This is a genomic window from Lentzea sp. NBRC 102530, assembly GCF_030269365.1.
In the GTDB taxonomy this organism is placed as follows: domain Bacteria; phylum Actinomycetota; class Actinomycetes; order Mycobacteriales; family Pseudonocardiaceae; genus Lentzea.
The window spans coordinates 444,571-467,885 of the sequence record NZ_BSTF01000005.1 but is presented as its reverse complement, the minus strand read 5'-3'; the positions used below and the strand labels follow the sequence as shown (position 1 = coordinate 467,885).

Sequence of the window (23,315 nt, the reverse complement as noted above, 5' to 3'; positions counted from 1 at the left end):
CCGGTTAGCGCCACACAGGGTGAGCAGACCCACGCAACCAGGTGCAACGGGAATACACAGCGTGTCGTTCGGGGTTGAACCGTCCACTACCTGAAGCCGCGCTGAAGATCCACTGATGCTGAGACCGCCAGCGGATCCCGACAGGCCGTTCTCAGCAAAACTCGCATATCGTCATCGACGTGTCCCGCCTCTCCCGCCTTCGCGGCAGGTGGACGATCCCCGCATTGATCGTGGTACTCGCCGTCGTCGCAGGCGGCGTGTACTTCACTCGATCCGGAGACGACCCCGTAGCCGTTTCCTTCAAAGAAGCGAACATCGACGCACCTGAGAGCCCTGACAGCGCTCAGACGGTGACGATCGAGACCCGCCTCTACCTCCCCCAGCAGACGCCCGCGCCCGCGATCATGCTCGCGCACGGCTTCGGCGGCAGTCTGCGCAGCGTGCACACGCAGGCCGAGGAGTTCGCCCGGCGCGGCTTCGTCGTGCTGACGTGGTCCGCGCGCGGTTTCGGCCGCAGCACGGGCCAGATCGCGCTGAACTCGATCGACCGCGAGGTCCGCGACGCCCAGAAGCTCCTCGACTTCCTCGGCACACGTGACGAGGTCGAGAAGGACAGCGGCGGCGACCCGCGCGTGGGCGTGACAGGCGCGTCGTACGGCGGTGCGTTGTCGCTGCTGCTCGCGGGCGTCGACAAGCGCGTCGACACCCTCGTGCCGGTGATCACGTACAACGACCTCGCGCAGTCGCTGCTGCCCAACTCCGCGCTCGCGACGCCGCGTGCGGACACCACCCCGTCCGCCACGGCGTTCGGTGAGGACGGCGTCTTCAAGCGGTCCTGGGCGGGCATCTTCTTCTCGGCGGGCATGACGTCGATCGACCTGTCGTCGCCCACCGGCGAGGCGCCCGAACAGGGCCAGCGGGAGTCGAACAACCAGCAGGTGACCGCTCCGCAGCAGCCCGGCGGCAACTCCGGTGGTCAGGGCCAGCAGCCGCCGACGCCGTCACTCGGCGCGTGCGGCCGCTTCACCCCCGAGGTCTGCGCCGCCTACACCGAGGTCGCGACGAAGGGCCGTGCGTCGCAGCAGACGCTCGACCTGCTGCGCAAGTCGTCGCCCGTCGCCGTGACGGACCAGATCAAGCAGCCGACGATGCTGGTGCAGGGCGAGCAGGACACCCTGTTCGGCCTCGACCAGTCCGACGCGACCGCGCGGCAGATCTCCGCGGCCGGCGGCCCGGTGAAGATGGTCTGGTACGCGGGCGGCCACGACGGCGGCAACCCCGGCACCGCGCTGCGCGGCGAGATCGCCGACTGGATGGACTTCCACCTGCGCGGCAAGGGAACCGACCCCGGCACGGGCTTCGAGTACACCGTGCAGGGCGCGTTCCGCTCGTCCGGCCAGCCGTCGCTGCGCACGGTCGTCGCGCCGGCGTACCCCGGCCTGACCGGTGGTTCCCCGACCGAGCGCAGGACGCTGAAGCTCACCGGCCGCGAGCAGGTCGCGGTGAACCCGGCGGGCGGCAACCCGGCGTCGATCAGCAACCTGCCGGGCCTCGGCTCGGCGCTGTCGCGGTCGTCGGCGATCTCGTCGCGGCTCTCGCTCGACATGCCGGGCCAGGCCGCGGTGTTCACCTCCGAGGAACTGACCTCGCAGGTGCTGCTGACCGGGTCGTCGACGGTGCGGCTGAAGGTCGCGCGCGGTGACCAGAGCACCGGCGAGGCGATCCTGTTCGCGAAGCTCTACGACGTCTCCGCGGACGGCACCCGCACGTTGCCCGGCTCGATCGTCGCCCCGTTCCGGGTGGCGCTGCCGCCGGACGGTTCGGCCGCCGAGGTGACCGTGACGCTGCCGGGCGCGGTGCGCCCGGTGGAGGCCGAGCACAAGCTGGCGCTGGTCATCTCGACGACGGACCAGGCGTTCGCGAACGCCGAGCAGCCCGCCGCGTACCGCATCTCCCTGGCCGCCGACGAGATCTCGGTGCCCGTGGTGCCCGGTCGCAACGTCTCCGAGGGCTTCCCGATGGAAGCGTTGTGGGGCATCGTGGTCGCGCTCCTGGTGCTGATCGGTTCGGGCATCGTCGCGATGTTCCGCCGCCGCATGGCGCAGGACTCGGACCCGGACCTCGCGGACGTGCCGCTGGTCATCTCGAACCTCACGAAGGCCTACCCCGGCGGCGTGAAGGCCGTGACGGACCTGTCGTTCCGCGTCGAGCACGGCATGGTGCTCGGTCTGCTCGGCCCCAACGGCGCGGGCAAGACCACGACGCTGCGCATGGTGATGGGCCTGATCCACCCGTCCGAGGGCAACATCCGGGTCTTCGGCCACAAGATCACGCCGGGTGCCCCGGTGCTGTCGCGCATCGGTTCGTTCGTCGAGGGTTCGGGCTTCCTGCCGCACCTGTCCGGCGCGGCGAACCTGCGCCTGTACTGGGCGGCCACCGGTCGTCCGGTGGAGGAGGCGCACTTCGACGAGGCGCTGGAGATCGCGGGTCTCGGCAAGGCGGTGCACCGGCGCGTGCGCACGTACAGCCAGGGCATGCGGCAGCGGCTCGCGATCGCGCAGGCGATGCTCGGTCTGCCGGACCTGCTGATCCTGGACGAGCCGGCCAACGGTCTCGACCCGCCCCAGATCCACCAGATGCGCGAGGTGCTGCGCCGCTACGCCGCGGCGGGCCGCACGGTCGTCGTGTCGTCGCACCTGCTGGCCGAGGTGGAGCAGACCTGTTCGCACGTGGTCGTGATGCACAAGGGTCAGCTCGTCGCCGCCGGCGAGGTGTCCGACATCGCGGCGGGAGGCGGCGAGGCGACGTTCCGCGTCGACTCCCCTTCGAAGGCAGCGGATGTCCTGCGGGGCCTCGAAGGCGTGCACGACGTGCACGAGGACGAGGGTGCCGTGCACGCGTCGATGAACGGCGTCCCGCGCGCCGCCGCGCTCACCGCTCTCGTGGCGGCGGGCATCGCGGTGGACTCGGCGGGCCCGCGGCGCAGGCTGGAAGACGCGTTCTTGGAGCTGGTCGGTGAATGACTTCCTGATGGCAGCGGCCTCCGCCACGGCGGAGACCCACGCCGAAGCAGAGGTCCCCTCGTCGAGCGAGCGCACGTTGCTCGCCGGCGAAGGGGGACCCCTAGATTCAATTATCCCAGGCGACACCGACAATTTCGGGCCCGCCGAGGACCTGCCGCTGATGCGAACGGTCCTCACCGCGAACCCGAACCGCACCAGGGCGCCGAAACCGCAGGAGGTGGACCGATGACCGAGAACGGTGTCCACACCGATCCGGGCGCGCTCACCGACCTCACCGACGCCGCCGCCAAGCAGCACACGGAGGTCGCGCCGGACGGGTCGTCCAAGGGCTACAAGGCGCGCCGCACGCTTCGCATCCACGTGGAGCTGCAACGCCAGATCCGCCGCCGCCGCACCCAGCTCGTGCTGGGCTTCCTGGTGCTGCTGCCGTTCATCCTCGTGGTGAGCTTCGAGATCGGCTCGTCCGACCCGAACCGCCGCTCCGGCGGCTTCGTGGACCTCGCGACCGCCAGCGGCATCAACTTCGTGGTGCTCACGCTGTTCGTGAGCAGCAGTTTCCTGCTGCCGATGATCGTGGCGCTGTTCTTCGGCGACACGATCGCGTCCGAAGCGTCGTGGTCGAGCCTCAAGTACCTGCTCGCCGCACCGATCCCGAGGCACCGCCTGCTGCGCCAGAAGGCGATCAGCAGCGGCATCCTCAGCGTCTTCGCCCTCGCCCTGCTGCCCGCGGTCGCACTGGCCGTCGGCGTGGCCTGGTACGGCACGGGCGAGGTGGTGAGCCCGACCGGTGAGGCGGCCCCGTTCGGCGACGGCGTGCTCGCCATGGCGTTCGCGGTCGTCTACATCTCGATCAACCTGTTCTGGGTCGCGGGCCTCGCGATGTTCCTGTCCGTGTCCACCGACGCACCTCTCGGCGCGGTCGGTGGCACGGTGCTCGTCTCGATCGTGTCGCAGATCCTGGACCAGATCGAGCCGCTCGGGGACCTGCGCAACTACCTGCCGACGCACTACGCGATGGCGTGGGCGGACCTGCTCTCGACCGACATCGACTGGTCGGAGATGACCCGCGGCACGTTCTCCGCGCTCGTCTACGGCGGCATCTTCACGCTGCTCGCGGCGCGCCAGTTCAAGACCAAGGACATCACCAGCTAGTCACTGCACGCAGAACTCGTTGCCCTCGGGGTCGAGCATCACCACCCAATGTCCCTTGGCGTCGCTGAACTCCTGGACCTTGGTGGCCCCGAGGCCGACGAGCCGGTCAACCGCCTCCAGCCCGGCGTTCACGTCGAGGTGGAGGCGGTTTTTCGCTGTCTTGCCCTCCGGCACGCGCTGGAAGAAGATCCGCGGCCCGGTGCCCTCGGGGTCGATGATCGCCGAGTAGTCGTTGATCGACTCGAACGGGATGTTGTTCTTGACGGCGAAGTCCTCCCACGAGTCGAACCCGGGAGGCGGCGGCTGCACCACGTACCCGAGCGCCTCCGCCCAGAAGCCGGCGAGCTTGCCGGGGTCCGCCGCGTCCATCGTGACCTGGATTCCGATTGCCATGACAGCACCGTAAGACCCAATGCGGACAACCACTGTCCGGAGTAGCCTGCCGTCCCATGTCACGTCCAGTGCACTTCGAGATCCACGCCGCAGATCCCGATCGGGCGCGGAACTTCTACACCTCGGTCTTCGGCTGGAAGATCGAACGGTGGGGCGACGTCCCCTACTGGACCATCGTCACCGGCGACGACAGCGAGCCCGGCCTCAACGGCGGCCTGCTCCCCCGCCGCGGCCCCGACCCGGCGCCGGACGCCCCGGTGCACGGCTACGTCATGACCATCAGCGTCGTGGACATCGACGCCACCATCGCCGCGATCGAGGTCAACGGCGGCACGGTGGCCCTGCCCAAGGACAAGATGCCGGGCGTGGGCCTGCTCGCGTACTACAAGGACACCGAGCAGAACATCTTCGGCATCCTGCAGCCGGAAGAACGCTAGGGCCGCCTGCTCTTGGGCAGCCGCGCGACGACGGCCTCGTAAGAGGCGTCCACGAGCTCGAGCAGGTCGTCGTCGGGCACAGCTCCCTTGAGCGCCACGGTGTTCCACCCGTACCGCCCGACGTACCCGCTGATGGTCACGTCGCCGGGAAAGCGCTCCCGCCACACCGCGGCGGCCTCGGCGTCGACGCCGCACTTGAGCCCGACCGTGTGCACGTCGAGCCCGATGAAGGCGAACGCCTTCCCTCCGACCTTGCACACCAACTCGGCCTCACCCCACGGATACGTCTCCTCCGCACCAGGCTTGCCGGCGCAGTAGACGATCAACTCATCCAGTGTCACAGCAACGATTATCGCCCACCGAACACGGCCACGAAGCGGGTGAACAACCGAGCGAACTCGCCCCGCTCCTCCTCGCTCCAGTCCGCCATCGCCACCGCACAGGCGTTCTGCCGCGCCCGGTGCAGCTCAGCGGAAGTAGCGCGCCCCCTGGCCGTCCGCACGAGCAACACCCGCCGCCCGTCCGCCTTGTCGGCCACCCGCGACACCAGCCCGGCGTCGACCGCACTGGTGACGAGCTTGCTGGCCCGGGGCTGATCGACGTGCAACGCCAGCGCGACACTGGAAACGGTGGCCTGAGCCCCGCTCCGTTCGGCCGCCTCGACGACGTCGAGCACGTCGAACGCCGGAACGGCCAACTCCGCCAGTGCCCGACGAGACTGACTGCGCCGCACAGCGACCAACGCCTGCTCCACCGCAGCGAGGTGGGAGTCCACATCCACCCCGAGATCATGGCCGCATTGAGCGCTGACGAAAGCAGTCAGCGCACATCTCACCCCAGAGGGCGATTTACGGCGGCCGCGCCAATCGTTATGTGGCGCCAGGATTACGCACCGCATCCACCGATCTAACCCACCGCACTCGTGCCGGTTCCACTGTGGACTACCGAACGCCGAGCCGGTCCAGCTCGGCGACGCACGCACGCACCGCCTCGGCCGCGTCGTGGCCGTCGTGATGAGGCTTTCTGGCTTCGGTCACCGAGAACCTCCCACCGCCGACAGCGCGGACCCACGGGCCGCCCAGCCGGTGCTCACGCGGCGCTACCCGGAACGACATCCACCAGTGCGATGTGAACGGGTGGAGCCGCCGAAGCCTCGGCTCCCGCATCGCCGCCTCGACGAACTCGTGCAGGCCGTGCGTCCTGTCCGCTCGCTTGAGCTGCCAGGCGAACTCGATCCGGTCCCCGCTCTCGTAGGCGTCGGCGACGTCGACGAAATCAGCGAACGGCCAGGCGGCGGCCAGTTCCCTCGGGGTGGCTCCGCCCAGCCAGGCAGCCGCGCAGCCGGTGACCTCGGCCAGCTCGGTCGTGGCCACGTGGCTCAGATACGTCCCGTTCAGGACGTGCCGCACGGAGAAGCGGGGCTGCCCGCCCTGCGGCATCACGTACACGGCGCGGCCGCCTTCGCTCACCGTGGCCACCCGGCCGCCGAACGCCCCTGGGGCGTCCCGCAGGTCGATGTCGCTACCTGGGCACGCCTCTCGGAGCACTGCTGCCAAGCCACCCGCGGCGACCAGGGCCTGATACTGCGACTCCGCCATGCTTTCGAAACTACGCGCGGTCCAGCGGGCTGGATCGGCACTGCACCAACGCGAACAGATCCAGCGCCGCGTCGAGGCCGGCGTGACGGTGAAGCGGAAAGCACTCAGGTGCCCTGACCCGGCTCGAAGACGCGACCAGAAGCGGGGTTGCTGCGCGCCGGCAGCGCCAACCAGGTGCTGGATCGCCTCACGCTGCCGGGAGGCCGGGACCTGGTGCGCGACAGTTGTTCTGGGGGACGGCCGGTTGAGCGGCCGTCCCCCAGAACAGCGGGTGGCGTTATTTGACGCCGGCGGCGTCCATGCCGCGGAGCTCCTTCTTGAGGTCCTGGATCTCGTCCCGCAGGCGGGCGGCCAGTTCGAACTGGAGGTCGCGGGCCGCGTTCATCATCTGGTCGGTCAGCGACTGCACCAGATCGGCCAGTTCGGAGCGGGCCATGCCTGCTCGTTCGTGCGACGCCACGACGCCGGAGGAGCGGCCGCCTTCTCCGGTGGCTCGCTTGCCGCGCGAGGCGTTGCGGCCGGAGCCGCCCACCGGAACCTCGTCCTCGACCTCGGAGTAGACGGCCTCGAGGATGTCGGTGATCTTCTTGCGGAGCGGCTGGGGGTCGATGCCCCGCTCGGCGTTGTAGGCCTGTTGCTTGGCGCGGCGGCGGTTGGTCTCGTCGATGGCGTGCCGCATCGAGTCGGTGATCTTGTCCGCGTACATGTGGACCTCGCCGGAGACGTTTCGGGCGGCGCGGCCGATCGTCTGGACCAGGGAGGTGCCGGAGCGGAGGAAGCCCTCCTTGTCGGCGTCGAGGATCGCCACCAGGGAGACCTCGGGGAGGTCGAGGCCCTCGCGGAGGAGGTTGATGCCGATCAGCACGTCGAACTCGCCGAGGCGGAGCTGGCGGAGCAGCTCGACGCGGCGCAGGGTGTCGACCTCGGAGTGCAGGTAGCGGACTCGGATGCCCAGTTCGAGCAGGTAGTCGGTGAGGTCTTCGGCCATCTTCTTGGTCAGGGTGGTGACCAGGACCCGTTCGTCCCGCTCGGCGCGCTCGCGGATCGAGTGCACCAGGTCGTCGATCTGGCCCTCGGTCGGCTTCACGACGACCTCGGGGTCGATCAGGCCGGTGGGGCGGATGACCTGCTCGACGAACTCGCCGCCCGCCTGGCCCATCTCGTACGGGCCCGGGGTGGCGGAGAGGTAGACGACCTGGCCGATCCGGTCGGCGAACTCCTCCCACGTCAGCGGGCGGTTGTCGAGGGCGGACGGCAGGCGGAAGCCGTGCTCCACGAGGTTGCGCTTGCGGGAGGCGTCGCCCTCGTACATGCCGCCGATCTGCGGGACCGTCACGTGCGACTCGTCGATGACCATCAGGAAGTCGTCGGGGAAGTAGTCGAGCAGCGTGGCCGGCGCGGTGCCGGCGCCGCGGCCGTCGATGTGGCGCGAGTAGTTCTCGATGCCGTTGCAGAAGCCGACCTGCTTCATCATCTCCAGGTCGTACTGGGTGCGCATGCGCAGTCGCTGGGCCTCCAGCAGCTTGCCCTGGCGTTCCATCTGGGCGAGCGTCGACTCCAGCTCGGCCTCGATGTCGCGGATGGCGCGTTCCATGCGCTCCGGGCCCGCCACGTAGTGGGTCGCCGGGAAGATGCGGAGGTCCTTGACCTCCTTCACCACGTCACCGGTCAGCGGGTGCAGGTAGTAGAGCTTGTCGATCTCGTCGCCGAAGAACTCGACGCGCACCGCGAGCTCCTCGTAGGACGGGATGATCTCCACCGTGTCACCGCGCACCCGGAACGAGCCACGGGTGAACGACATGTCGTTGCGGGTGTACTGCACGTCGACCAGCAGGCGCAGGAACGCGTCGCGGTCGACCTCCACGCCCGTCTCCAGCGGGATCGAGCGGTCGAGGTACGACTGGGGCGTGCCGAGGCCGTAGATGCACGACACCGAGGCGACCACGATGACGTCGCGCCGGGTCAGCAGCGACATCGTGGCGGAGTGGCGCAGCCGCTCGACGTCCTCGTTGATCGAGGAGTCCTTCTCGATGTACGTGTCCGTCTGCGGGATGTACGCCTCGGGCTGGTAGTAGTCGTAGTAGCTGACGAAGTACTCCACCGCGTTGTGCGGGAAGAGCTCCTTCAGCTCGTTCGCCAGCTGCGCGGCCAGCGTCTTGTTCGGCGCCATCACCAGCGTGGGGCGTTGCAGCTTCTCGACCAGCCACGCCGTCGTCGCCGACTTGCCCGTACCGGTGGCACCGAGCAGCACGACGTCGCGCTCGCCGGCGCGCACCCGCCGTTCGAGGTCGGCGATGGCCGCGGGCTGGTCACCCGCGGGCTGGTACTCGCTGACCACGCGGAACTGCCCGTCGGTGCGGACGATGTCGCCGACGGGACGGTGTTCGGAGTGCGCCTTGACGGTGCTTTCCTCTGGCGGGAGCTCGGTTGCGAAAGCCACGGGAAGCACGTTACGCCGGAGGTCTGACAATTTCCGATTACGCCTGCTCAGAGGCCTAATCGCAGGGGCAGCAGTTGCAGTCGCAGTCGCAGTTCGGGCCGCAGTCGCCGCCATCGCACCCGTCGCGCCGCTTGTCGCTCCACGGCCCCGGGAACGGGTCGCGGCAGCAGAACTGGCACGTCCCGCACATGTAGAGGAACGCCCCGCAGCCCTCGAAGCACCCGCGCGGCTGCCGCTGCCAGTTCAGCCTCGGGTACGCCCACAGACCGCTGCCGGGGTCGGACCACCGGCGCTTGTCCGGCGGGTACTGGTGGCGCTGCCGCTTGCCGAACACGCGCACCACCGACTCCTCCAGCTCGTGCACCAGCAACTTGTGCACGAGCCGCGCGTCGGTGAACTCCACGTCCTTCAACGCGAGCCGGATCCCCGCGACAGCGTCCAGGCAGAGCCGGTGCGCCTCCTCGACGGACGTCCCGGTCGCGAGCAACGGGTTCCACGCGCCCGCCGCCTGGTCCTCCTCCAGGTCCTCCGCCGCGTCGATCAGGTGCGCCACCCGGCCGAACAGCCGTCCGACCTCGCGCAACGGCTCCACGTTGCCGGGCCTGCCGGCGAGGATCGCGGTCTGCCCCACGGCGAACGCGGTCGCGGTCTCCGTCGGTTCGGTCACCACCAGCACGGAGCTGCCGAGCCCGGCGCCCGCCTCGACCTCGGGCTGACGCCGCACCGCGTCCACCATCACCGACGCGTCGAACCCCAGGTCGGACGCCGTCCCGAGCCCCTTCGAAGCCCACCGCTGCGCCACCGCGCGCCCGGCCCACCCGAGCCGCCCGGCGAGCCCGTCGCCGTCGTCCACGTGGTCCTGGATCTTGAGCGAAGCCAGCACCAGCGACACCGACGCCGCGAGCCGTGCCCCGTCCCCGATGGCCACGTCCGCGGACTTCATGCCGCGCAACGCACACGGCCCCGCGGTCCGTCGCGACACGACGGACTGCGCCTCCACCGCCGCCGAGATCATCAGCCCGTCGTAGTTGGTGACGAGACGCGAGAGGTGACCGTGCTCGTCGCGCAACGACAGGCACATTCCGCAGAGGTGAGAGAGCCACGCGGACCGCAGCTCAGCGCCCATTCTGTTGCGGCAGGGGCGGATGATCCCGAACATGCGCGGCATCCTAAGTGGCCGCGGGCCTCCGCGATGGCAGTATCGCTGACGTGGCACACATCCATCCGCCGAAGATCGAGTACTTCGACCTGGACGCCAAGAGCAACACCGATCCCAAGGGGCAACTGAGGAGCGTCGACGAGTTCCGGCTCACGCCGACCGGCCTCTACATGTTCCGGCCCCTCGCGGGCCACCCCAAGATCAGCCACTTCGAGAGCTGGTTCCTGCCCAAGCTGAACCTGCGCGTGACGCGGCAGTCGTGGCACCCCGGCCACCAGCTCGACTTCGACTTCTACGTCGACGTCGTGGAGATCAACGCGATCGGAAGTGTCTGGAAAACAACCGATCTGTACCTCGACCTGATAGTCCGGACGGGCCGCAGCGTGACTGTTTTGGACACGGACGAGTTGATCTCCGCAGTTCAGCACGACCTGCTGTCTCCGGAACGCGCGCAATGGGCTCTGGAGACCACCTACTCGGCGGTGTCCGGCATTTCAGCGCACGGTCACGATGTGGTCAGGTGGCTCACCTCTTCGGGTTGTCCTACCTCCTGGCGTTGATACACAGAGTGTGGTTGTCATCTGACCGTGACGTAACGAATCGACCCGGCGTGTAACTGGGAGCACATATTTGACTACGCTCGGCGGCGTGGGAGCGGTCACTACACCTCAGTTGGTCGATGTCGTCGACACCATTTCGGGCGTGCGCGCGTATTCGTCCGGTGGCTCGCGAACGCTCAGTTCGTGCAACGTCGAACGGTGGGGTCTGCGAATCGAGCATCCCACTCCGGAAGACCCGTTCTCGGACTCCGAGGTCACCTGGCTCATGCCCGAACTGGGCGTGCGGCTGACCACTCACCGCCCGCGTTCGCGGCACGCCCGCAGCAGCCCGAGCGTGCTGTCGGCGGTCCGCGTCGAGCGCGACCACCGCCACTGGCAGACGACGGATCTGCTGCTGGGTCTCGCCGTCCCCGGCGGCACGGTGGCCCGCATCGTCCGCAGCGAGGACTTCGCCGCCGCCGTCGCGGGCCGCGTGCTCCGCCCCGGTGACGCCGACCAGGCGTTGCGCACGGTCCACCGCACCCTCGAAGAGCTGAGCAACGTCAACCACAACCTGACGTCGTGGCTGACGTGGCACGGCATCTACGACTCCTGGCCGCCCCTGTAGGCCAGGACCCTCCTGGCGGCCTGCTCCATCCACGGTTCCTTCGCGTCGCCGTACGCGAACCCGGTGGAGTCGGCCGCGAACCGCTGGGACAGCTCCGACTTGAGCGCCGCGTACTCCTCGCGCGCCTGCGCGTCGTGCCGCAGCCAGTCCCGGAAGTCGACCGCCCACCGCCAGCCCGGCCCGTCCTGGACGCGCAGGTGCAGGTTCACCCGCCGGCCCGGATCCGCGCTCGCGTGCACGCGCTTGCTCCAGTCGCCGCCCTCGCTGCGCGGGGTGTCCTCCAGCGGCCCGACGTACGGGAAACCGGCCTGCGCCAACGCTTCCCGGAGGCCGTCGGCGGTCTCCATGTCCTCCACGGCGAGCTGGAAGTCGAGCAAGTCCTTGGCCGCGAGTCCCGGCACGGACGTGGACCCGATGTGCTCCACGTGCCGTCCACCGGCGGCGAGGCTGATCCGGCGGGCGATGCGCCGGGCCTGCGCGGGCCACCGTTCGTCGTAGGGCACCACGATCGGCGACCCCGAGGCGTACGTGTGCGTGCGCACGTTCTTCTCGAAGCCCACCAGGCGATCCCACAACGCCGTGACGTCCGGGACCTCCCCGCTGTTGTCCAGCCACACGTCCGCGACGGCCCGGCGCTGCTCGTCGGTGGCCTGCGCGGCGATGCGGTTCCGGGCGTCCTGCCGGTCCATGCCGCGGCTGCCGACGAGCCGCTCGAGCCGCGTCTCCTCGTCCGCGTAGACGACGATGACCAGGTGGTACACGGCCGCCATGTCGCGTTCGACGAGCAACGGGATGTCGTGCAGGACGACGGCGTCCGCGGGCGCCTCGGCCATCCGCTGCCCGGTGAGCGCGCCGATCCGGGGATGCGTGATCCCGTTGAGCGTCTGCCGGGCCTCCTCCGTGGCGAACGCCTTGGCCGCCAACGCCGCCCGGTCGAGCGTGCCGTCAGCGTTCAGCACGTCCTCACCGAACGCCTCGACGACCTCCGCGAGCCCGTCACTGCCCGGCTCGAGCACCTCCCGCGCGAGCTTGTCCGCGTCGATGACGACGGCGCCGTTCTCCGCGAGCAGCCGCGCGACCGTCGACTTGCCGGACCCGATTCCCCCGGTCAACCCCACCCTCAGCATGCCGGTCAGGTTAGCCGGGCCACGACCTCGTCCGCTGTGGACACGACCGCTAGACGGGCGGCGTCATGGACTGCTGCGCCAGCACCGGCAACACCGCGACGAGCTTCTCCTTGGGGATGAAGTTGTTGCGGTTGCGCACGACGAACGTCGACTTGCCGAGCGACCCGATCAACATCTGCTCGTCCTTGCCCTCGATCAACGTCCCCTTCTGCTTGCCGACGTCGACCTCGGTGATCTTCGCCCCCTCGCCGCGCTCGGCCTCGACGCTCTCCGCGACACGAGTGCGCGCCGTCAGGTCGTCCGTGTAGGTCGACAACCCGATGACGATCTTGGCGTCCGGCAACCCCTTCTTCTCGGGAATGCCGTAGTAGCAGTCGACCTTGCCGGTCCGCCCGATCCCCGGCTCCTTGATGCCGATGATGATCCGGGGCTCCCCGGGCAACTCCGTCCCCAGCGTGGCGTTCATGACCTCGACGGGCACGACGAGCTCGCAGTCGTCCGGCAACGCCCGGTCCACCATCAACGGCACCCGCGAGGGTGTGGTGGGAGGCGTGATCCGAGGAATCTGCGGCGGCGGCGCCTGCGTCTGCGGCGCAGCGGTGGAGCAGGCCGCGCAGAAGGTCAGCGCCACCGCGCCCAGCACCACGAAGAACTTGTTCCCACGCATAGGTTTGTCAACCTACACAACGAGGTTGGGCCTCCACCACAGAGTGAACGGGTGGACCTGCGGCGTGCGAGCGGGACGGCGGACAAGGGCTTCGAAGGGGCCACGGGAGGCGACCGGGGAACGGGTGGGGCGGGGGTTCCGTGGATGGGAAGGCGGGGTGGAACGGAGACGGCGTGGAACGGAGACAGAGCCAGGCGGGGCAGAGCCCCGCGGGAAGCACGCAACCGCACCAGGCCGCCCGCAACCGGGGAACCCCGACGAAACGCCAGAGGCCCCCGCACCGAAGTGCGGGGGCCTCTGAAAAGCGGGGTCTAGCTAGAGCCCGAGGCTCACATGCCGCCCGACAGCTTCTCGCGGAGAGCCGCGAGCTGCTCGTCGGAGGCCAGCGTGCCACCGGACTGGGCCGGCGCACCGACGGACGTGGAAGGCGCGTCGCCACCGGAGGTGTAGTTGCCCGCACCCTCGGCCGAAGCCTCTTCCTCGGCCTCGGCGGCCTTGCGGATCTGCTTCATGTGGGCCTCGTAACGAGTGTGCGCCTCGGCGTACTGGCGCTCCCACTCCTCACGCTGCTTGTCGAAGCCGTCCTGCCACTCCTGGGTCTCCGGGTCGAAGCCCTCGGGGTAGATGTAGTTGCCCTGGTCGTCGTACTCGGCGGCCATGCCGTACTGGGTCGGGTCGAACTCGGTGTCGACCGTGAAGCCCTCGTTGGCCTGCTTGAGCGACAGCGAGATGCGGCGGCGGTCCAGGTCGATGTCGATGACCTTGACCATGACGTCGTCGCCGACCTGCACGACCTGCTCCGGGATCTCGACGTGGCGCTCGGCCAGCTCGGAGATGTGGACCAGGCCCTCGATGCCCTCGTCCACGCGGACGAACGCACCGAACGGAACCAGCTTCGTGACCTTGCCCGGCACGATCTGGCCGATCGCGTGGGTGCGGGCGAACTGGCGCCACGGGTCTTCCTGCGTGGCCTTCAGCGACAGGGAGACGCGCTCGCGCTCCATGTCGACGTCGAGGACCTCGACGGTGACTTCCTGGCCGACCTCGACAACCTCGGACGGGTGGTCGATGTGCTTCCAGGACAGCTCCGAGACGTGGACGAGACCGTCGACGCCACCCAGGTCCACGAAGGCACCGAAGTTGACGATCGAGGACACGACGCCCTTGCGGACCTGGCCCTTCTGCAGCTGGTTGAGGAACTCGCTGCGGACCTCGGACTGGGTCTGCTCGAGCCACGCGCGGCGGGACAGGACCACGTTGTTGCGGTTCTTGTCCAGCTCGATGATCTTGGCCTCGAGCTCGCGGCCGACGTACGGCTGCAGGTCGCGGACGCGACGCATCTCGACGAGGGAGGCGGGGAGGAAGCCGCGCAGGCCGATGTCGAGGATGAGACCACCCTTGACGACCTCGATGACGGTGCCCTTGACGGGCTCGTCCTTCTCCTTGAGGGCCTCGATGGTGCCCCACGCGCGCTCGTACTGGGCGCGCTTCTTGGAGAGGATCAGGCGGCCTTCCTTGTCCTCCTTCTGGAGAACAAGTGCCTCGACCTCGTCACCGACGGAGACAACCTCGTTGGGGTCGACGTCGTGCTTGATCGACAGTTCGCGCGAGGGGATGACGCCCTCGGTCTTGTAGCCGATGTCGAGCAGGACCTCGTCCCGGTCGACCTTGACGATCGTGCCCTCAACGATGTCGCCGTCGTTGAAGTACTTGATCGTCTTGTCGATAGCTGCGAGGAAGTCCTCCTCCGTCCCGATGTCGTTGATCGCGACCTGCTTGGGCGCAGCGGCAACGGGGGCGGTGGTGGTGTCGGTGGACATTAGGTAGGTGGCTCCGGTACGGATTGGCATTGATGGCTTGGTAGTGGTGCGCGCGCAGCGTCGCAGCGACCTGGAATCCGGCGGTCTTGGATCATGGGCAGCACTAACCCACTACGCACGCGATATCGTACGCGGCCGCGAGACGCGCAAGCAAACCAGCCCCCATGTGAAGGAGCAGTGTGTCCAACCAGCACGCGAGCGCGGAACGAGCGCTCGGCACCGCCGGGATCGTGAAGCGCGGGGCGGACGCCGCGGAGTCGCGCGTGGCGAACCGGATCTGGTGGGACGCGGACGCCGACGACTACCACCAGACGCACGGTGACTTCCTCGGCGCGGCCGACTTCGTGTGGTGCCCGGAGGGCGTCAAAGAACAAGACGTCAGGTTCCTCGGCGAAGTCGCTGGTCGGCGCATCCTCGAGGTCGGCTGTGGCAGCGCCCCGTGCGCGCGGTGGCTCAAGGACAACAAGGCCGACGTCACGGCGTTCGACATCTCCGCCGGCATGCTCCGCCACGCGCGCACGTACAACGCGGAGACCGGCATCGACGTCCCGCTCGTGCAGGCCAGCGCCGACCAGCTGCCGTTCCGCACCGACTCCTTCGACGCCGCGTGCAGCGCGTTCGGCGCCGTGCCGTTCGTCGCGGACGTCCAGGAGGTCTTCAGCGAACTGGCCCGCGTGCTGCGGCCCGGCGCCCCCTGGGTGTTCTCGGTGAACCACCCGATGAGGTGGATCTTCCCGGACGACCCCGGCCCGATGGGGCTCACCGTCACGCAGTCGTACTTCGACCGCACGCCCTACGTGGAGGTGGACGACGACGGCCACGCCACGTACGTGGAGCACCACCGCACGCTCGGCGACTACGTCCGGGCGCTGACGACCACCGGTTTCGTCGTCGAGGACCTGGTCGAACCGGAGTGGCCGAAGGGGCACACCCGCAACTGGGGCCAGTGGAGCCCGCTGCGCGGCAAGCTCTTCCCCGGCACCGCGATCTTCCGCACACGCCTGACGTCGTAATCTCACGTGCCATGACCTCGGCACGCGGACTGGTGGCGGCCCAGTCAGCCCGGTTCTCCGCGCTGGACCCGTTGCTGCCGCCCGCCACCGAACTGCCGCCCGACGGCCACGTCATCACGGCGGCGCTGGCGGACGGCACGCGCGTGGCCGGGGTCATCAGCCACCAGAGCTTCGAACCGCACTCGACCACGCGGCTGTGGTCGGCCGCCGAGGTCTGGGAGATGCTGCCGCTGGTCGGCGCCGCGCAGGGGATGGACGCCCTGCTCACACGCTTCCGGCGGCACCTCGACACCCAGGAGGCCGGCGAGGACACGGCGTGCGTCGTGCACTGGCCGAGCCGCGACACCAAGGCCGCCCGGGCGTTCCTCGACCACGGCCTGGTGCCGCTGTCCGTGCTCGCCGTGCGCCTGCGCACGCCCGCACAGCACGTGTCGCGCACGCTCACCATCCGCCGCGCGACCCCGCACGACCTCGACACCGTGCTGGAGCTGTCCCTCGCCGAACTGGAGTACTCCTCCTACGTCGGTTCCACGATCGTGCGGCCGAACGCGGCGATCGTGAAGCGCCGCGCCCTCGCCGAACGCCTGAAGAACGCCAGCCCGATCTGGCTCGCCGAACGCGACGGCATCGCGGTGGCGCTGGCCGAGTGCGCGATCGTCTCCTCCGAACCTGGCACGGCCGCGGCCGCCCGCCTGCCGAGGGGCCGCTGGGGCTATGTGAACTGCGTCTCCGTGCTGCCGGGTGCCCGCGGCACCGGGGTCGGCCAGCAGCTCCTCGCCTACGCCCACCAGGAGCTTCACCGCATGGGCACGGTCGGCACGTACCTCTACTACAACCCGCCGAACCCGCTGAGCAGCGTCTTCTGGCCCCGTCAGGGCTACCGGCCGCTGTGGACCGTCTGGGAAGTACGCCCCGCCACCGCCCTTAGGTGACCTATGTCCGAGTTGCCAGTGGCAGAGGTCTGCGGGAGAATTTGTACTGACCGGTCAGTTTAAAAGGAAGGTAAAGCCGTGGAGATCCACGCAAGTCGCGCAGGCGTCAACGGGGGCCATGGTCCCCTGCTCCGGCCGACTTCGCTGACCGTGAAGCCCGGCGAGCTCACGCTGGTCGCGGGCGAACCGGGCGCCGGCCACACGGCGCTGGCCCTCCTCCTCTCCGGCCGCATGAAGCCCTCGACCGGCACGGTGTCACCGGACGCGAAGGCGCTGCGCAAGCACGTCGTCCTGGTCGACGCCCCCGAGGTGAACGAGCCGGAGGAGTCGCTGACGCTCGCGGCCGTCGTCGGCGAGGAGCTCGCGATGAACCGCATGCCGTCCGGCAAGAAGGCGGTGCACGACTGGCTGGTCGAGCACGCCGCCGACGAGCACGCGGACAAGCGCTTCGAGCACGTCCCGGCGCAGACCCGGTGCGCGGTGATGCTCGAACTCGCCGCCGCCCGCCCCGGCGTCACGGCGTTGATCCTCGACTGCCCGGACCGCTACCACCCGAACCCGCGCGAGTGGTTCGCACTGGCCCACGACCACGTGACCCCCGAACGGTCCGTCGTCGTCCTGTGCTCGAACTCCTCCGCTCACATCCTCGACCTCCCGCACGCGCGCCTTGGTGAGGACAACGACACCAAGATGGAGATCACCGCATGAGCGCCCTTCGCATGGCCTTCAACGAACTGCGCCGGATCACCTCCGGCAAGCTCCCCAAGCTCGCCGTCCTGGCCCTGGCGCTGGTGCCCCTGCTGTACGCGTCGCTCTACCTGTACGCCAACAAGGACCCGTACGCGAACCTCAACAACGTGCCCGCCGCGCTGGTCGTGAAGGACAAGGGCGCCAAGGACCTCAACGCCGGCAAGGACGTCGCCGACGAGTTGCTCAACGGCAAGAAGTTCAACTGGAAGGTCGTCGACGACGCCGACGAGGGCGTGCGCAAGGGCGAGTTCATCTTCGCCCTGACGCTGCCGGAGGACTTCTCCGAGGCGCTCACGTCCGCCGAGCAGAACAGGCCGCGCCAGGGCGTGCTGACCCTGACCACCAACGACGCCAACAACTACCTCGGCTCCACGATCGCGAACCAGGTCGTGAACGAGGTCCGCCGGGCCGTCACCGCGAAGGTCTCCACCGAGGCCGCGGACAAGCTGCTGCTCGGCTTCTCCACGATCCGCCAGGAGACCACCAAGGCCGCCGACGGCGCGAAGAAGCTCGCGGACGGCAACGCGACGCTGCGCGACAAGATCACCGAGCTCGACACCGGCGTGCAGAAGCTCGCCCCCGGCGCGACCCAGCTGAGCAACGGCCTGCACGAGCTGCGGACGCAGACCGCGCAGCTGCCCGACGCCACGAAGAAGCTCGCCGACGGCGCCCGCCAGGTCGCTACCGGCAACGAGACCGCCGCCACCGAGGCCGAGACGTACGCGAAGAAGGCCCAGGACCTCGTCGGCGGACTCGACCAGTTTGGCGGCGACCTCGCCACCCGGCTGCGCGCCCTCGGCTTCACCGAGGAGCAGGTGCAGAACGTCATGACCACGCTCGGGCAGGTGCGCAAGCCCGTGGACGACGCCAACGCCAAGGTCCAGGGCGCGGCCGGCGACCTGCGCAAGCTCGCGACCGGCGCGGACCAGGTCGCGGACGGCGCCGAGCAGCTGTCGGCGAAGATGCCGGGCCTGGCCGCCGGTGTCGTCAAGCTGGACGACGGCGCCACGGCGGTGAACACCGGGCTGCAGCAGGTCGCGACCGCGACGCCGCAGCTCAAGGACGGTGCCGCGCAACTCGCGACCGGTGCCGCCGACCTCAGCACCGGCCTGTCCGGTGGCGTCGACAAGATCCCGAACCAGGACGACCCGACGCGCGCCGCGATCGCGCAGGCCATCGGTGACCCGGTGGCGGTGCGCGGCCTGTCCCAGACGAAGGCCGCCACGTACGGCGCGGGCCTCGCCCCGTTCTTCCTGGGCCTCGCGACGTGGATCGGCGCGTTCGTGCTCTTCCTGCTGCTGCGCCCGCTCTCACGCCGTGCGCTCGCCGCGGGTCAGTCCGCGCTGCGGGTCGCGTTGGGCGGTTGGTTGCCCGGTGCGCTCCTCGGCATCGTGCAGGTGCTCGTGATGTTCACGGTCGTGCGGTTCGTGGTCGACATCGAGCCGTCGAACCCCCTCGGCACGTTCGGCTTCCTCGCGCTGATGTCCCTCACGTTCGTGGCGATCCTGCACGCGCTGAACGCCGCGTTCGGCGCGGTCGGCAAGTTCCTGGGCCTGATCCTGCTGATCCTGCAGCTGGTCAGCGCGGGTGGCACGTTCCCGTGGCAGACGATCCCGGTGCCGCTGTACCCGCTGCACTACGGCCTGCCGATGGGGTACGCGGTCGACGGTCTGCGCCACCTCATGTACGGCGGTGACCTGGGCAGCGTCGGAAAGGACGCGCTGATCCTTCTCGCCTGGCTGGTCGGAGCCCTAGCCTTGACGTCCGTGGCGGCCTACAAGCAGCGCGTGTGGACAGCGTCCAAGCTGAAGCCGGAGCTCGTGCTGTGAGCGCGCGGACGACGGCGACGAAGCAGAAGCTCTTCGACGCGGCGCTGAAGCTGGTCGGCGAACGGGGCGCGGCCTCGGTGACGGTCGACGAGATCGCCGCGGAGGCGGGCGTCGCCAAGGGCACGATCTACTACAACTTCGCCTCGAAGGACGCCCTGGTCGAAGCGCTGCTGCACCACGGCGTGGAGATCCTCGCGGGCCGGCTGCGGTCCGCGGAGGGCTCCGAGGACTCGCTGGAGGCGCTGGTCGACGAGATGCTCGGCTTCTGGGCCGAGTACCCGGCGTTCGGCCAGCTCCTCGTCTCGGAGCTGTGGCGCACGCCGGGTCAATGGCACGGCACCCTCTCGTTGCTGCGCGACGACATCGTCTCGATCGTGCGCGGTCAGATGAAGCGCCTGTCCGACGCGGGCCGCCTGCCGGAAGGCGTGGAGGTCGGCACCGCGTCGGCGGCGTTGTTCGGCACCCTGCTCGTGATCGCCCTGGACTGGCAGGTGTTCCAGCCGGAACGCTCGCGGGCCGAGGTGCGCGACTCGGTCATGCTGCTGGTGCGGGGTATGCGCTCGGCACGCTGACCTGCATCTCGTTGACGACCCGGATCATCCGGGCGACGAGGACCGCGGCCGCGATCGACAGCGACGTCGAGATCGTGATCAGCAGGGCCACGTCCTGCGGCGCGCTCCGCCACGACACCGTGGCGAGCACGTTCGAGCCGATCCAGCAGAGCCACCAGGCCCGGACGAGGCCGCTCAGCGGCCGTTGCCGCAGCCCCACCATCGGCTGCGTGCGGTCGGACCCGCGCCAGACGTCCTGCATGACCGCGTACGGGATGAACAGGTTCGCGACCGGGATGATCCAGCCCACGAACACCCACATGTTCGTCCAGCGGGCCTGGTGCTTCGACGTGATGGTGTCGGCGTTGAACCGCGCCTGGTTCATCCAGACGACGAACGCGATGCCCGCCACGACGTGCACGAGCAACGAGACCCAGTAGGTGACCTCGTCGACCTGCGCGGAGACCAGCGCCCACGCCATCACGGCCTCGATGGTCTCGACGCCCACCGCGAACGCGATCGCGGCCGTCGCCACCACACCCACGGCGTGCGCGGGCCTGACAACAGAGCTCATGGAAGTTCCCCCAGAAAAACGCACGTCCCCCGACGTCGGCGCGGAGCGTACCCGGCCACCGCCCGATCGAGCGACGGGTTTGACCGAGCGAGCGCAAATGCCCGCAGGTACGAACGAAGACATGCCGAAACTGCTGAGCATCGCCACCGTCCTGCTCGCGACCGCCGCCCTCACGGCCTCCCCCGCACTGGCCGATCCGGAGCCCCCGGCCGCCACGCCCGCGAAGGCCACCGCCGACTTCCGGGAGGCGGTCTTCACCCCGGTCGACGGCGTCCTCGACTTCGAGGAGACAACCGACGGCATCAAGGTCGCCGGCACGTTCCAGAAGGGCTTCGCCTCCGAGCTGCCGTCGGACTACCAGCTGGTGGTGCTCGACGGCGCCGAGGTGGTGCTGGACCTCAGCAAGGACTTCCAGAAGGTCGCCGAGATCGAGGCGCCGGAGGTGGCGGAGTTCGAGTTCGTCACGAAGACCAAGCAGAAGGTCGCCGACATCCGCAACGAGGACGTGGTCGTGCGGCAGCTCGTGAACGTGGCGGCGGGCATCAAGGTCCAGGCCGAGATCGGCCGGGCGAAGATCGAGAAGCCCTAGCGCCTCAGCGGGCGTCCTCGTGGTGCAGCGAGGGCGCCCGTCCCTCCAACGCCCGGTCGACGGCCTCCAGCACCGCGCGGTTCGTGCGTTGCGTCGCGTCGTGGGCGAAGTGGGCGAGCAGGACCTGCTGCGTCGGGTGCGGCAGCACCGGATCCGGCACGGGCCCTGAAGTGTGCACCTCCACCACCGGCGCACCTTCGGCGAGAAGGTGCCGCACGGCGTTGAGGACACCGACGCGGTAGCTGTCGTGCACCCACGCCACCAGCAGGTTCACCCGGTGGCCTTCGAGCTCGTAGCCGACCTCGGTCGCGAGCTTGGACGGCTCCGCCCAGTCGGCCCGCACCCAGGTCGGCCGGTGTCCCCGCGAGAGCGACGCCCGCGCGGCACGTCCGGGACCGTCGTCGGCCATCAGCGGCTGCGTCCGGCACGGCAGCACCACCCGCCAGCCCCGGGCCACCAGCTGCGAGACGCAGCCGGCCAGCATGCCTGTCCCGCCGAGCACCAGAGCCGTTCTCACCGCGCACGCTCCTGTCCGACCGTGGCGAGCGGCCCAGAGAGCCACCGCTCCACCTGCCCCTGCCCGCGCAACCGCACGACCACGACCTCGTCGACCAGGGCGAGCACCCTCGCCCGGCTGCGCCAGTAGCTCTTCCAACCCCACCGCAGGATGTGCCCGGAGTCCGTGAACACCGACCGCAGCGGCGATTCCTGGTTACCGTTCCACAACTCCACCCTGCCCGCGCGACGTCTGATCGTGCGAGCCACCAGCCGGCCCATCACGACGGGGAACCGGTGGTCGAGCCACACGACGGTGTCCGCGCGCGTCAGGAGAGCCGGCCGGGCGGCCTTGTACTGGTACTCCGTCACCCAGTGGTCCTCGGCCGTGAACGCCAGGACCTCGGGCAGGAACTCCGGCCGGGGCGTCCACTGTGGACCCCAGTACAGCGAGTCGAGCTCGACGCACCTCAGGTCCAGGGCCGAGGCGATGCGCCCGCACAGCGTCGACTTGCCGGACCCGGCGTTGCCCGCGACGAGGACGCGCCGGGGCACGTGCGGCAGCGGATCAACTGGTCCGAGCAACGGCATCGGGCCAGGCTAGTGGGAAACCCAATGATCACAACAGAAACGCGGGGCCTCCCGAAGGAGACCCCGCGTTTCGAAAAACCAACGTCAGAGAGCGTTGACGTTCGTCGCCTGCGGGCCCTTCTGGCCCTGCGTGATGTCGAACGTGACGCGCTGGTTCTCCTCGAGGCTGCGGTAGCCGCTGCCGTTGAGGGCCGAGTAGTGGACGAAGACGTCAGCGCCGCCGTCCTCGGGGGCGATGAAGCCGAAGCCCTTTTCGGCGTTGAACCACTTGACGGTGCCGTTAGCCATGTACTGCTTCTCCTTGCGTACTGAAGAACGAGCCGCACTGTGCGGCCGCTCCGTGGTTGGTCATGAGCCTGCCCCAACCGCGAAGGAGGAGAAGCGCTCGCAACTGAAGTTCGGCGAGCGTGGAATACACGAACACAAAACCGCAACCAACACCGAAGTATACCCCAGTTCAGCGACGCTTGTTCTGGGGTACCGCGAACCGCTGCTGCATGAGCGAGATCCGGAGGACGAGGTAGCACGCCAGCCCGGCCGCGCCGAGCGCGCAGAGGGTCGACAGCGTCGAAAACACCACGTAGGCGGGGGTGTCGAGGAGCAACGACTCGAAGACGTCGGCGAGCACCATCGCGAGGAAGGTGTACTGCCAGGGCCTGATCAGCGGGCTCGCCACGCGCTGGTCGAACGGCACGTCGCGCTGCGCCGGATCGCTCGCCTTCCACACCTGCGGCACGCTCCGCACGCCGTGCAGTGCGATCGCCTCGGCGTTGTGGGTGACCCCGCGGAACCAGACGAAGAACGCGACGCCCGCCGGGATCACCATCATGATCGCGAGGAAGCTCCACGACGAGGAGCCGCCCTGCCAGTCGTTGACCGTGCCCCACACCGACTCGGCGGCGACCAGCGCGATCAGGCCCATGGAGACGTACCCGGTGATCCGGACGTCCTTCAAGTCGATGTAGGTGCTCAACGCAAGTCTCCCCGACGCGGCGTTCTGCGCGGCAC

Annotated in this window: 26 protein-coding genes; 12 read left to right on the top strand and 14 right to left on the bottom strand. The window is 69.2% G+C overall.

Annotated elements, in window-relative coordinates:
- Nucleotides 1–179 precede the first annotated feature (179 nt).
- The 3 genes from QSK25_RS16535 to QSK25_RS16525 are packed head-to-tail and all read left to right on the top strand — an operon-like array spanning nt 180 to nt 4,175.
- Nucleotides 180–3,023, top strand: coding sequence for an alpha/beta fold hydrolase (locus tag QSK25_RS16535; protein ID WP_285639235.1), 2,844 nt, complete (start codon nt 180–182; stop codon nt 3,021–3,023).
- Nucleotides 3,016–3,252, top strand: a complete 237-nt coding sequence (locus tag QSK25_RS16530; RefSeq protein WP_285639234.1) for a hypothetical protein — start codon at nt 3,016–3,018, stop codon at nt 3,250–3,252. Before QSK25_RS16535 ends, QSK25_RS16530 begins: the two co-directional genes overlap by 8 nt.
- The gene (locus tag QSK25_RS16525; protein ID WP_285639232.1) at nt 3,249–4,175 is read left to right on the top strand and encodes an ABC transporter permease; all 927 of its coding nucleotides are present in this window, start codon (nt 3,249–3,251) and stop codon (nt 4,173–4,175) included. Before QSK25_RS16530 ends, QSK25_RS16525 begins: the two co-directional genes overlap by 4 nt.
- Here the strand turns inward: QSK25_RS16525 and QSK25_RS16520 are convergent, their stop codons facing one another.
- Nucleotides 4,176–4,568 (bottom strand): VOC family protein, encoded by a 393-nt coding sequence (locus tag QSK25_RS16520; RefSeq protein ID WP_285639231.1) that lies wholly within the window; start codon nt 4,566–4,568, stop codon nt 4,176–4,178. It abuts the gene before it with no gap.
- 56 nt (nt 4,569–4,624) lie between these two features.
- Here QSK25_RS16520 and QSK25_RS16515 point away from each other — a divergent pair, with 56 nt between their 5' ends.
- Nucleotides 4,625–5,005: a VOC family protein gene (locus QSK25_RS16515; protein ID WP_285639230.1), complete on the top strand. Its 381-nt coding sequence runs from the start codon at nt 4,625–4,627 to the stop codon at nt 5,003–5,005.
- Here QSK25_RS16515 and QSK25_RS16510 read toward each other — a convergent pair.
- The 5 genes from QSK25_RS16510 to QSK25_RS16490 all read right to left on the bottom strand — a co-directional run bounded on the left by QSK25_RS16510 (nt 5,002) and on the right by QSK25_RS16490 (nt 10,202).
- Nucleotides 5,002–5,346, bottom strand: coding sequence for an MmcQ/YjbR family DNA-binding protein (locus tag QSK25_RS16510; protein ID WP_285639228.1), 345 nt, complete (start codon nt 5,344–5,346; stop codon nt 5,002–5,004). The two genes, QSK25_RS16515 and QSK25_RS16510, sit on opposite strands and share 4 nt — an antisense overlap.
- 8 nt (nt 5,347–5,354) lie before the next feature.
- Complete coding sequence (locus QSK25_RS16505) at nt 5,355–5,786, bottom strand: MarR family winged helix-turn-helix transcriptional regulator (protein WP_285639227.1); 432 nt, start codon at nt 5,784–5,786, stop codon at nt 5,355–5,357.
- A 160-nt stretch (nt 5,787–5,946) separates the two neighbouring features.
- Complete coding sequence (locus QSK25_RS16500) at nt 5,947–6,603, bottom strand: DUF6193 family natural product biosynthesis protein (RefSeq protein ID WP_285639226.1); 657 nt, start codon at nt 6,601–6,603, stop codon at nt 5,947–5,949.
- Between the two features lie 277 nt (nt 6,604–6,880).
- A complete protein-coding gene (gene uvrB / locus QSK25_RS16495) occupies nt 6,881–9,043 on the bottom strand; it encodes an excinuclease ABC subunit UvrB (RefSeq protein WP_285639225.1) in 2,163 nt (720 codons plus the stop codon).
- Between the two features lie 55 nt (nt 9,044–9,098).
- Nucleotides 9,099–10,202 (bottom strand): DUF5685 family protein, encoded by a 1,104-nt coding sequence (locus tag QSK25_RS16490; RefSeq protein WP_285639224.1) that lies wholly within the window; start codon nt 10,200–10,202, stop codon nt 9,099–9,101.
- Between the two features lie 50 nt (nt 10,203–10,252).
- Here QSK25_RS16490 and QSK25_RS16485 point away from each other — a divergent pair, with 50 nt between their 5' ends.
- Together QSK25_RS16485 and QSK25_RS16480 are read left to right on the top strand one after the other, a co-directional pair.
- Nucleotides 10,253–10,762, top strand: a complete 510-nt coding sequence (locus tag QSK25_RS16485; protein ID WP_285639222.1) for a ribonuclease FAU-1 family protein — start codon at nt 10,253–10,255, stop codon at nt 10,760–10,762.
- Nucleotides 10,763–10,850: 88 nt separating this feature from the next.
- Complete coding sequence (locus tag QSK25_RS16480) at nt 10,851–11,369, top strand: hypothetical protein (protein WP_285639220.1); 519 nt, start codon at nt 10,851–10,853, stop codon at nt 11,367–11,369.
- On the opposite strand, the gene coaE is transcribed toward QSK25_RS16480, so the two are convergent.
- The 3 genes from coaE to rpsA form a co-directional block, all read right to left on the bottom strand.
- Nucleotides 11,345–12,496, bottom strand: coding sequence for a dephospho-CoA kinase (coaE, locus tag QSK25_RS16475; protein ID WP_285639218.1), 1,152 nt, complete (start codon nt 12,494–12,496; stop codon nt 11,345–11,347). The two genes, QSK25_RS16480 and coaE, sit on opposite strands and share 25 nt — an antisense overlap.
- A 49-nt stretch (nt 12,497–12,545) precedes the next feature.
- Entirely contained in the window at nt 12,546–13,163 is a 618-nt protein-coding gene (locus QSK25_RS16470; RefSeq protein WP_285639216.1) for a hypothetical protein, read from the bottom strand.
- A gap of 329 nt (nt 13,164–13,492) precedes the next feature.
- The gene (rpsA, locus tag QSK25_RS16465; protein WP_285639404.1) at nt 13,493–14,983 is read right to left on the bottom strand and encodes a 30S ribosomal protein S1; all 1,491 of its coding nucleotides are present in this window, start codon (nt 14,981–14,983) and stop codon (nt 13,493–13,495) included.
- 179 nt (nt 14,984–15,162) lie between these two features.
- Between rpsA and QSK25_RS16460 the strand changes: the two genes are divergently transcribed.
- The 5 genes from QSK25_RS16460 to QSK25_RS16440 all read left to right on the top strand — a co-directional run bounded on the left by QSK25_RS16460 (nt 15,163) and on the right by QSK25_RS16440 (nt 20,079).
- A complete protein-coding gene (locus tag QSK25_RS16460; RefSeq protein WP_285639214.1) occupies nt 15,163–15,996 on the top strand; it encodes a class I SAM-dependent methyltransferase in 834 nt (277 codons plus the stop codon).
- An 11-nt stretch (nt 15,997–16,007) separates the two neighbouring features.
- Nucleotides 16,008–16,928, top strand: coding sequence for a GNAT family N-acetyltransferase (locus tag QSK25_RS16455; protein ID WP_285639211.1), 921 nt, complete (start codon nt 16,008–16,010; stop codon nt 16,926–16,928).
- A gap of 78 nt (nt 16,929–17,006) precedes the next feature.
- The gene (locus QSK25_RS16450; RefSeq protein WP_285639210.1) at nt 17,007–17,636 is read left to right on the top strand and encodes an ATP-binding cassette domain-containing protein; all 630 of its coding nucleotides are present in this window, start codon (nt 17,007–17,009) and stop codon (nt 17,634–17,636) included.
- Nucleotides 17,633–19,507 (top strand): YhgE/Pip domain-containing protein, encoded by a 1,875-nt coding sequence (locus QSK25_RS16445; protein ID WP_285639209.1) that lies wholly within the window; start codon nt 17,633–17,635, stop codon nt 19,505–19,507. The genes QSK25_RS16450 and QSK25_RS16445 overlap by 4 nt, the downstream gene beginning before the upstream one ends.
- Nucleotides 19,504–20,079: a TetR/AcrR family transcriptional regulator gene (locus QSK25_RS16440; protein ID WP_285639208.1), complete on the top strand. Its 576-nt coding sequence runs from the start codon at nt 19,504–19,506 to the stop codon at nt 20,077–20,079. The genes QSK25_RS16445 and QSK25_RS16440 overlap by 4 nt, the downstream gene beginning before the upstream one ends.
- Here the strand turns inward: QSK25_RS16440 and QSK25_RS16435 are convergent.
- A complete protein-coding gene (locus QSK25_RS16435) occupies nt 20,042–20,632 on the bottom strand; it encodes a DUF4328 domain-containing protein (protein WP_285639207.1) in 591 nt (196 codons plus the stop codon). The genes QSK25_RS16440 and QSK25_RS16435 overlap by 38 nt on opposite strands.
- Nucleotides 20,633–20,753: 121 nt before the next feature.
- On the opposite strand from QSK25_RS16435, the gene QSK25_RS16430 reads away from it, so the two are divergent.
- On the top strand, nt 20,754–21,221 hold the full coding sequence (locus tag QSK25_RS16430) for a hypothetical protein (RefSeq protein WP_285639205.1): 468 nt from the start codon (nt 20,754–20,756) through the stop codon (nt 21,219–21,221).
- 4 nt (nt 21,222–21,225) lie between these two features.
- Here the strand turns inward: QSK25_RS16430 and QSK25_RS16425 are convergent, their stop codons facing one another.
- The 4 genes from QSK25_RS16425 to QSK25_RS16410 form a co-directional block, all read right to left on the bottom strand.
- Nucleotides 21,226–21,738, bottom strand: coding sequence for a Rossmann-fold NAD(P)-binding domain-containing protein (locus QSK25_RS16425; protein ID WP_285639203.1), 513 nt, complete (start codon nt 21,736–21,738; stop codon nt 21,226–21,228).
- Nucleotides 21,735–22,307: a P-loop NTPase family protein gene (locus QSK25_RS16420; protein ID WP_285639202.1), complete on the bottom strand. Its 573-nt coding sequence runs from the start codon at nt 22,305–22,307 to the stop codon at nt 21,735–21,737. The genes QSK25_RS16425 and QSK25_RS16420 overlap by 4 nt, the downstream gene beginning before the upstream one ends.
- A gap of 84 nt (nt 22,308–22,391) precedes the next feature.
- Nucleotides 22,392–22,595: a cold-shock protein gene (locus QSK25_RS16415; RefSeq protein WP_285639201.1), complete on the bottom strand. Its 204-nt coding sequence runs from the start codon at nt 22,593–22,595 to the stop codon at nt 22,392–22,394.
- A gap of 169 nt (nt 22,596–22,764) precedes the next feature.
- Entirely contained in the window at nt 22,765–23,280 is a 516-nt protein-coding gene (locus QSK25_RS16410) for a hypothetical protein (RefSeq protein ID WP_285639200.1), read from the bottom strand.
- Nucleotides 23,281–23,315: the final 35 nt, after the last annotated feature.

Coding starts and splice junctions, on each gene's coding strand:
- QSK25_RS16455 (WP_285639211.1), top strand. CDS start 16,008: ATGACCTCGGCACGCGGACTGGTGGCGGCCCAGTCAGCCCGGTTCTCC.
- QSK25_RS16435 (WP_285639207.1), bottom strand. CDS start 20,632: ATGAGCTCTGTTGTCAGGCCCGCGCACGCCGTGGGTGTGGTGGCGACG.
- QSK25_RS16470 (WP_285639216.1), bottom strand. CDS start 13,163: ATGCGTGGGAACAAGTTCTTCGTGGTGCTGGGCGCGGTGGCGCTGACC.
- coaE (WP_285639218.1), bottom strand. CDS start 12,496: ATGCTGAGGGTGGGGTTGACCGGGGGAATCGGGTCCGGCAAGTCGACG.
- QSK25_RS16515 (WP_285639230.1), top strand. CDS start 4,625: ATGTCACGTCCAGTGCACTTCGAGATCCACGCCGCAGATCCCGATCGG.
- QSK25_RS16420 (WP_285639202.1), bottom strand. CDS start 22,307: ATGCCGTTGCTCGGACCAGTTGATCCGCTGCCGCACGTGCCCCGGCGC.
- rpsA (WP_285639404.1), bottom strand. CDS start 14,983: ATGTCCACCGACACCACCACCGCCCCCGTTGCCGCTGCGCCCAAGCAG.
- QSK25_RS16430 (WP_285639205.1), top strand. CDS start 20,754: ATGCCGAAACTGCTGAGCATCGCCACCGTCCTGCTCGCGACCGCCGCC.
- QSK25_RS16445 (WP_285639209.1), top strand. CDS start 17,633: ATGAGCGCCCTTCGCATGGCCTTCAACGAACTGCGCCGGATCACCTCC.
- QSK25_RS16500 (WP_285639226.1), bottom strand. CDS start 6,603: ATGGCGGAGTCGCAGTATCAGGCCCTGGTCGCCGCGGGTGGCTTGGCA.
- QSK25_RS16415 (WP_285639201.1), bottom strand. CDS start 22,595: ATGGCTAACGGCACCGTCAAGTGGTTCAACGCCGAAAAGGGCTTCGGC.
- QSK25_RS16490 (WP_285639224.1), bottom strand. CDS start 10,202: ATGTTCGGGATCATCCGCCCCTGCCGCAACAGAATGGGCGCTGAGCTG.
- QSK25_RS16520 (WP_285639231.1), bottom strand. CDS start 4,568: ATGGCAATCGGAATCCAGGTCACGATGGACGCGGCGGACCCCGGCAAG.
- QSK25_RS16525 (WP_285639232.1), top strand. CDS start 3,249: ATGACCGAGAACGGTGTCCACACCGATCCGGGCGCGCTCACCGACCTC.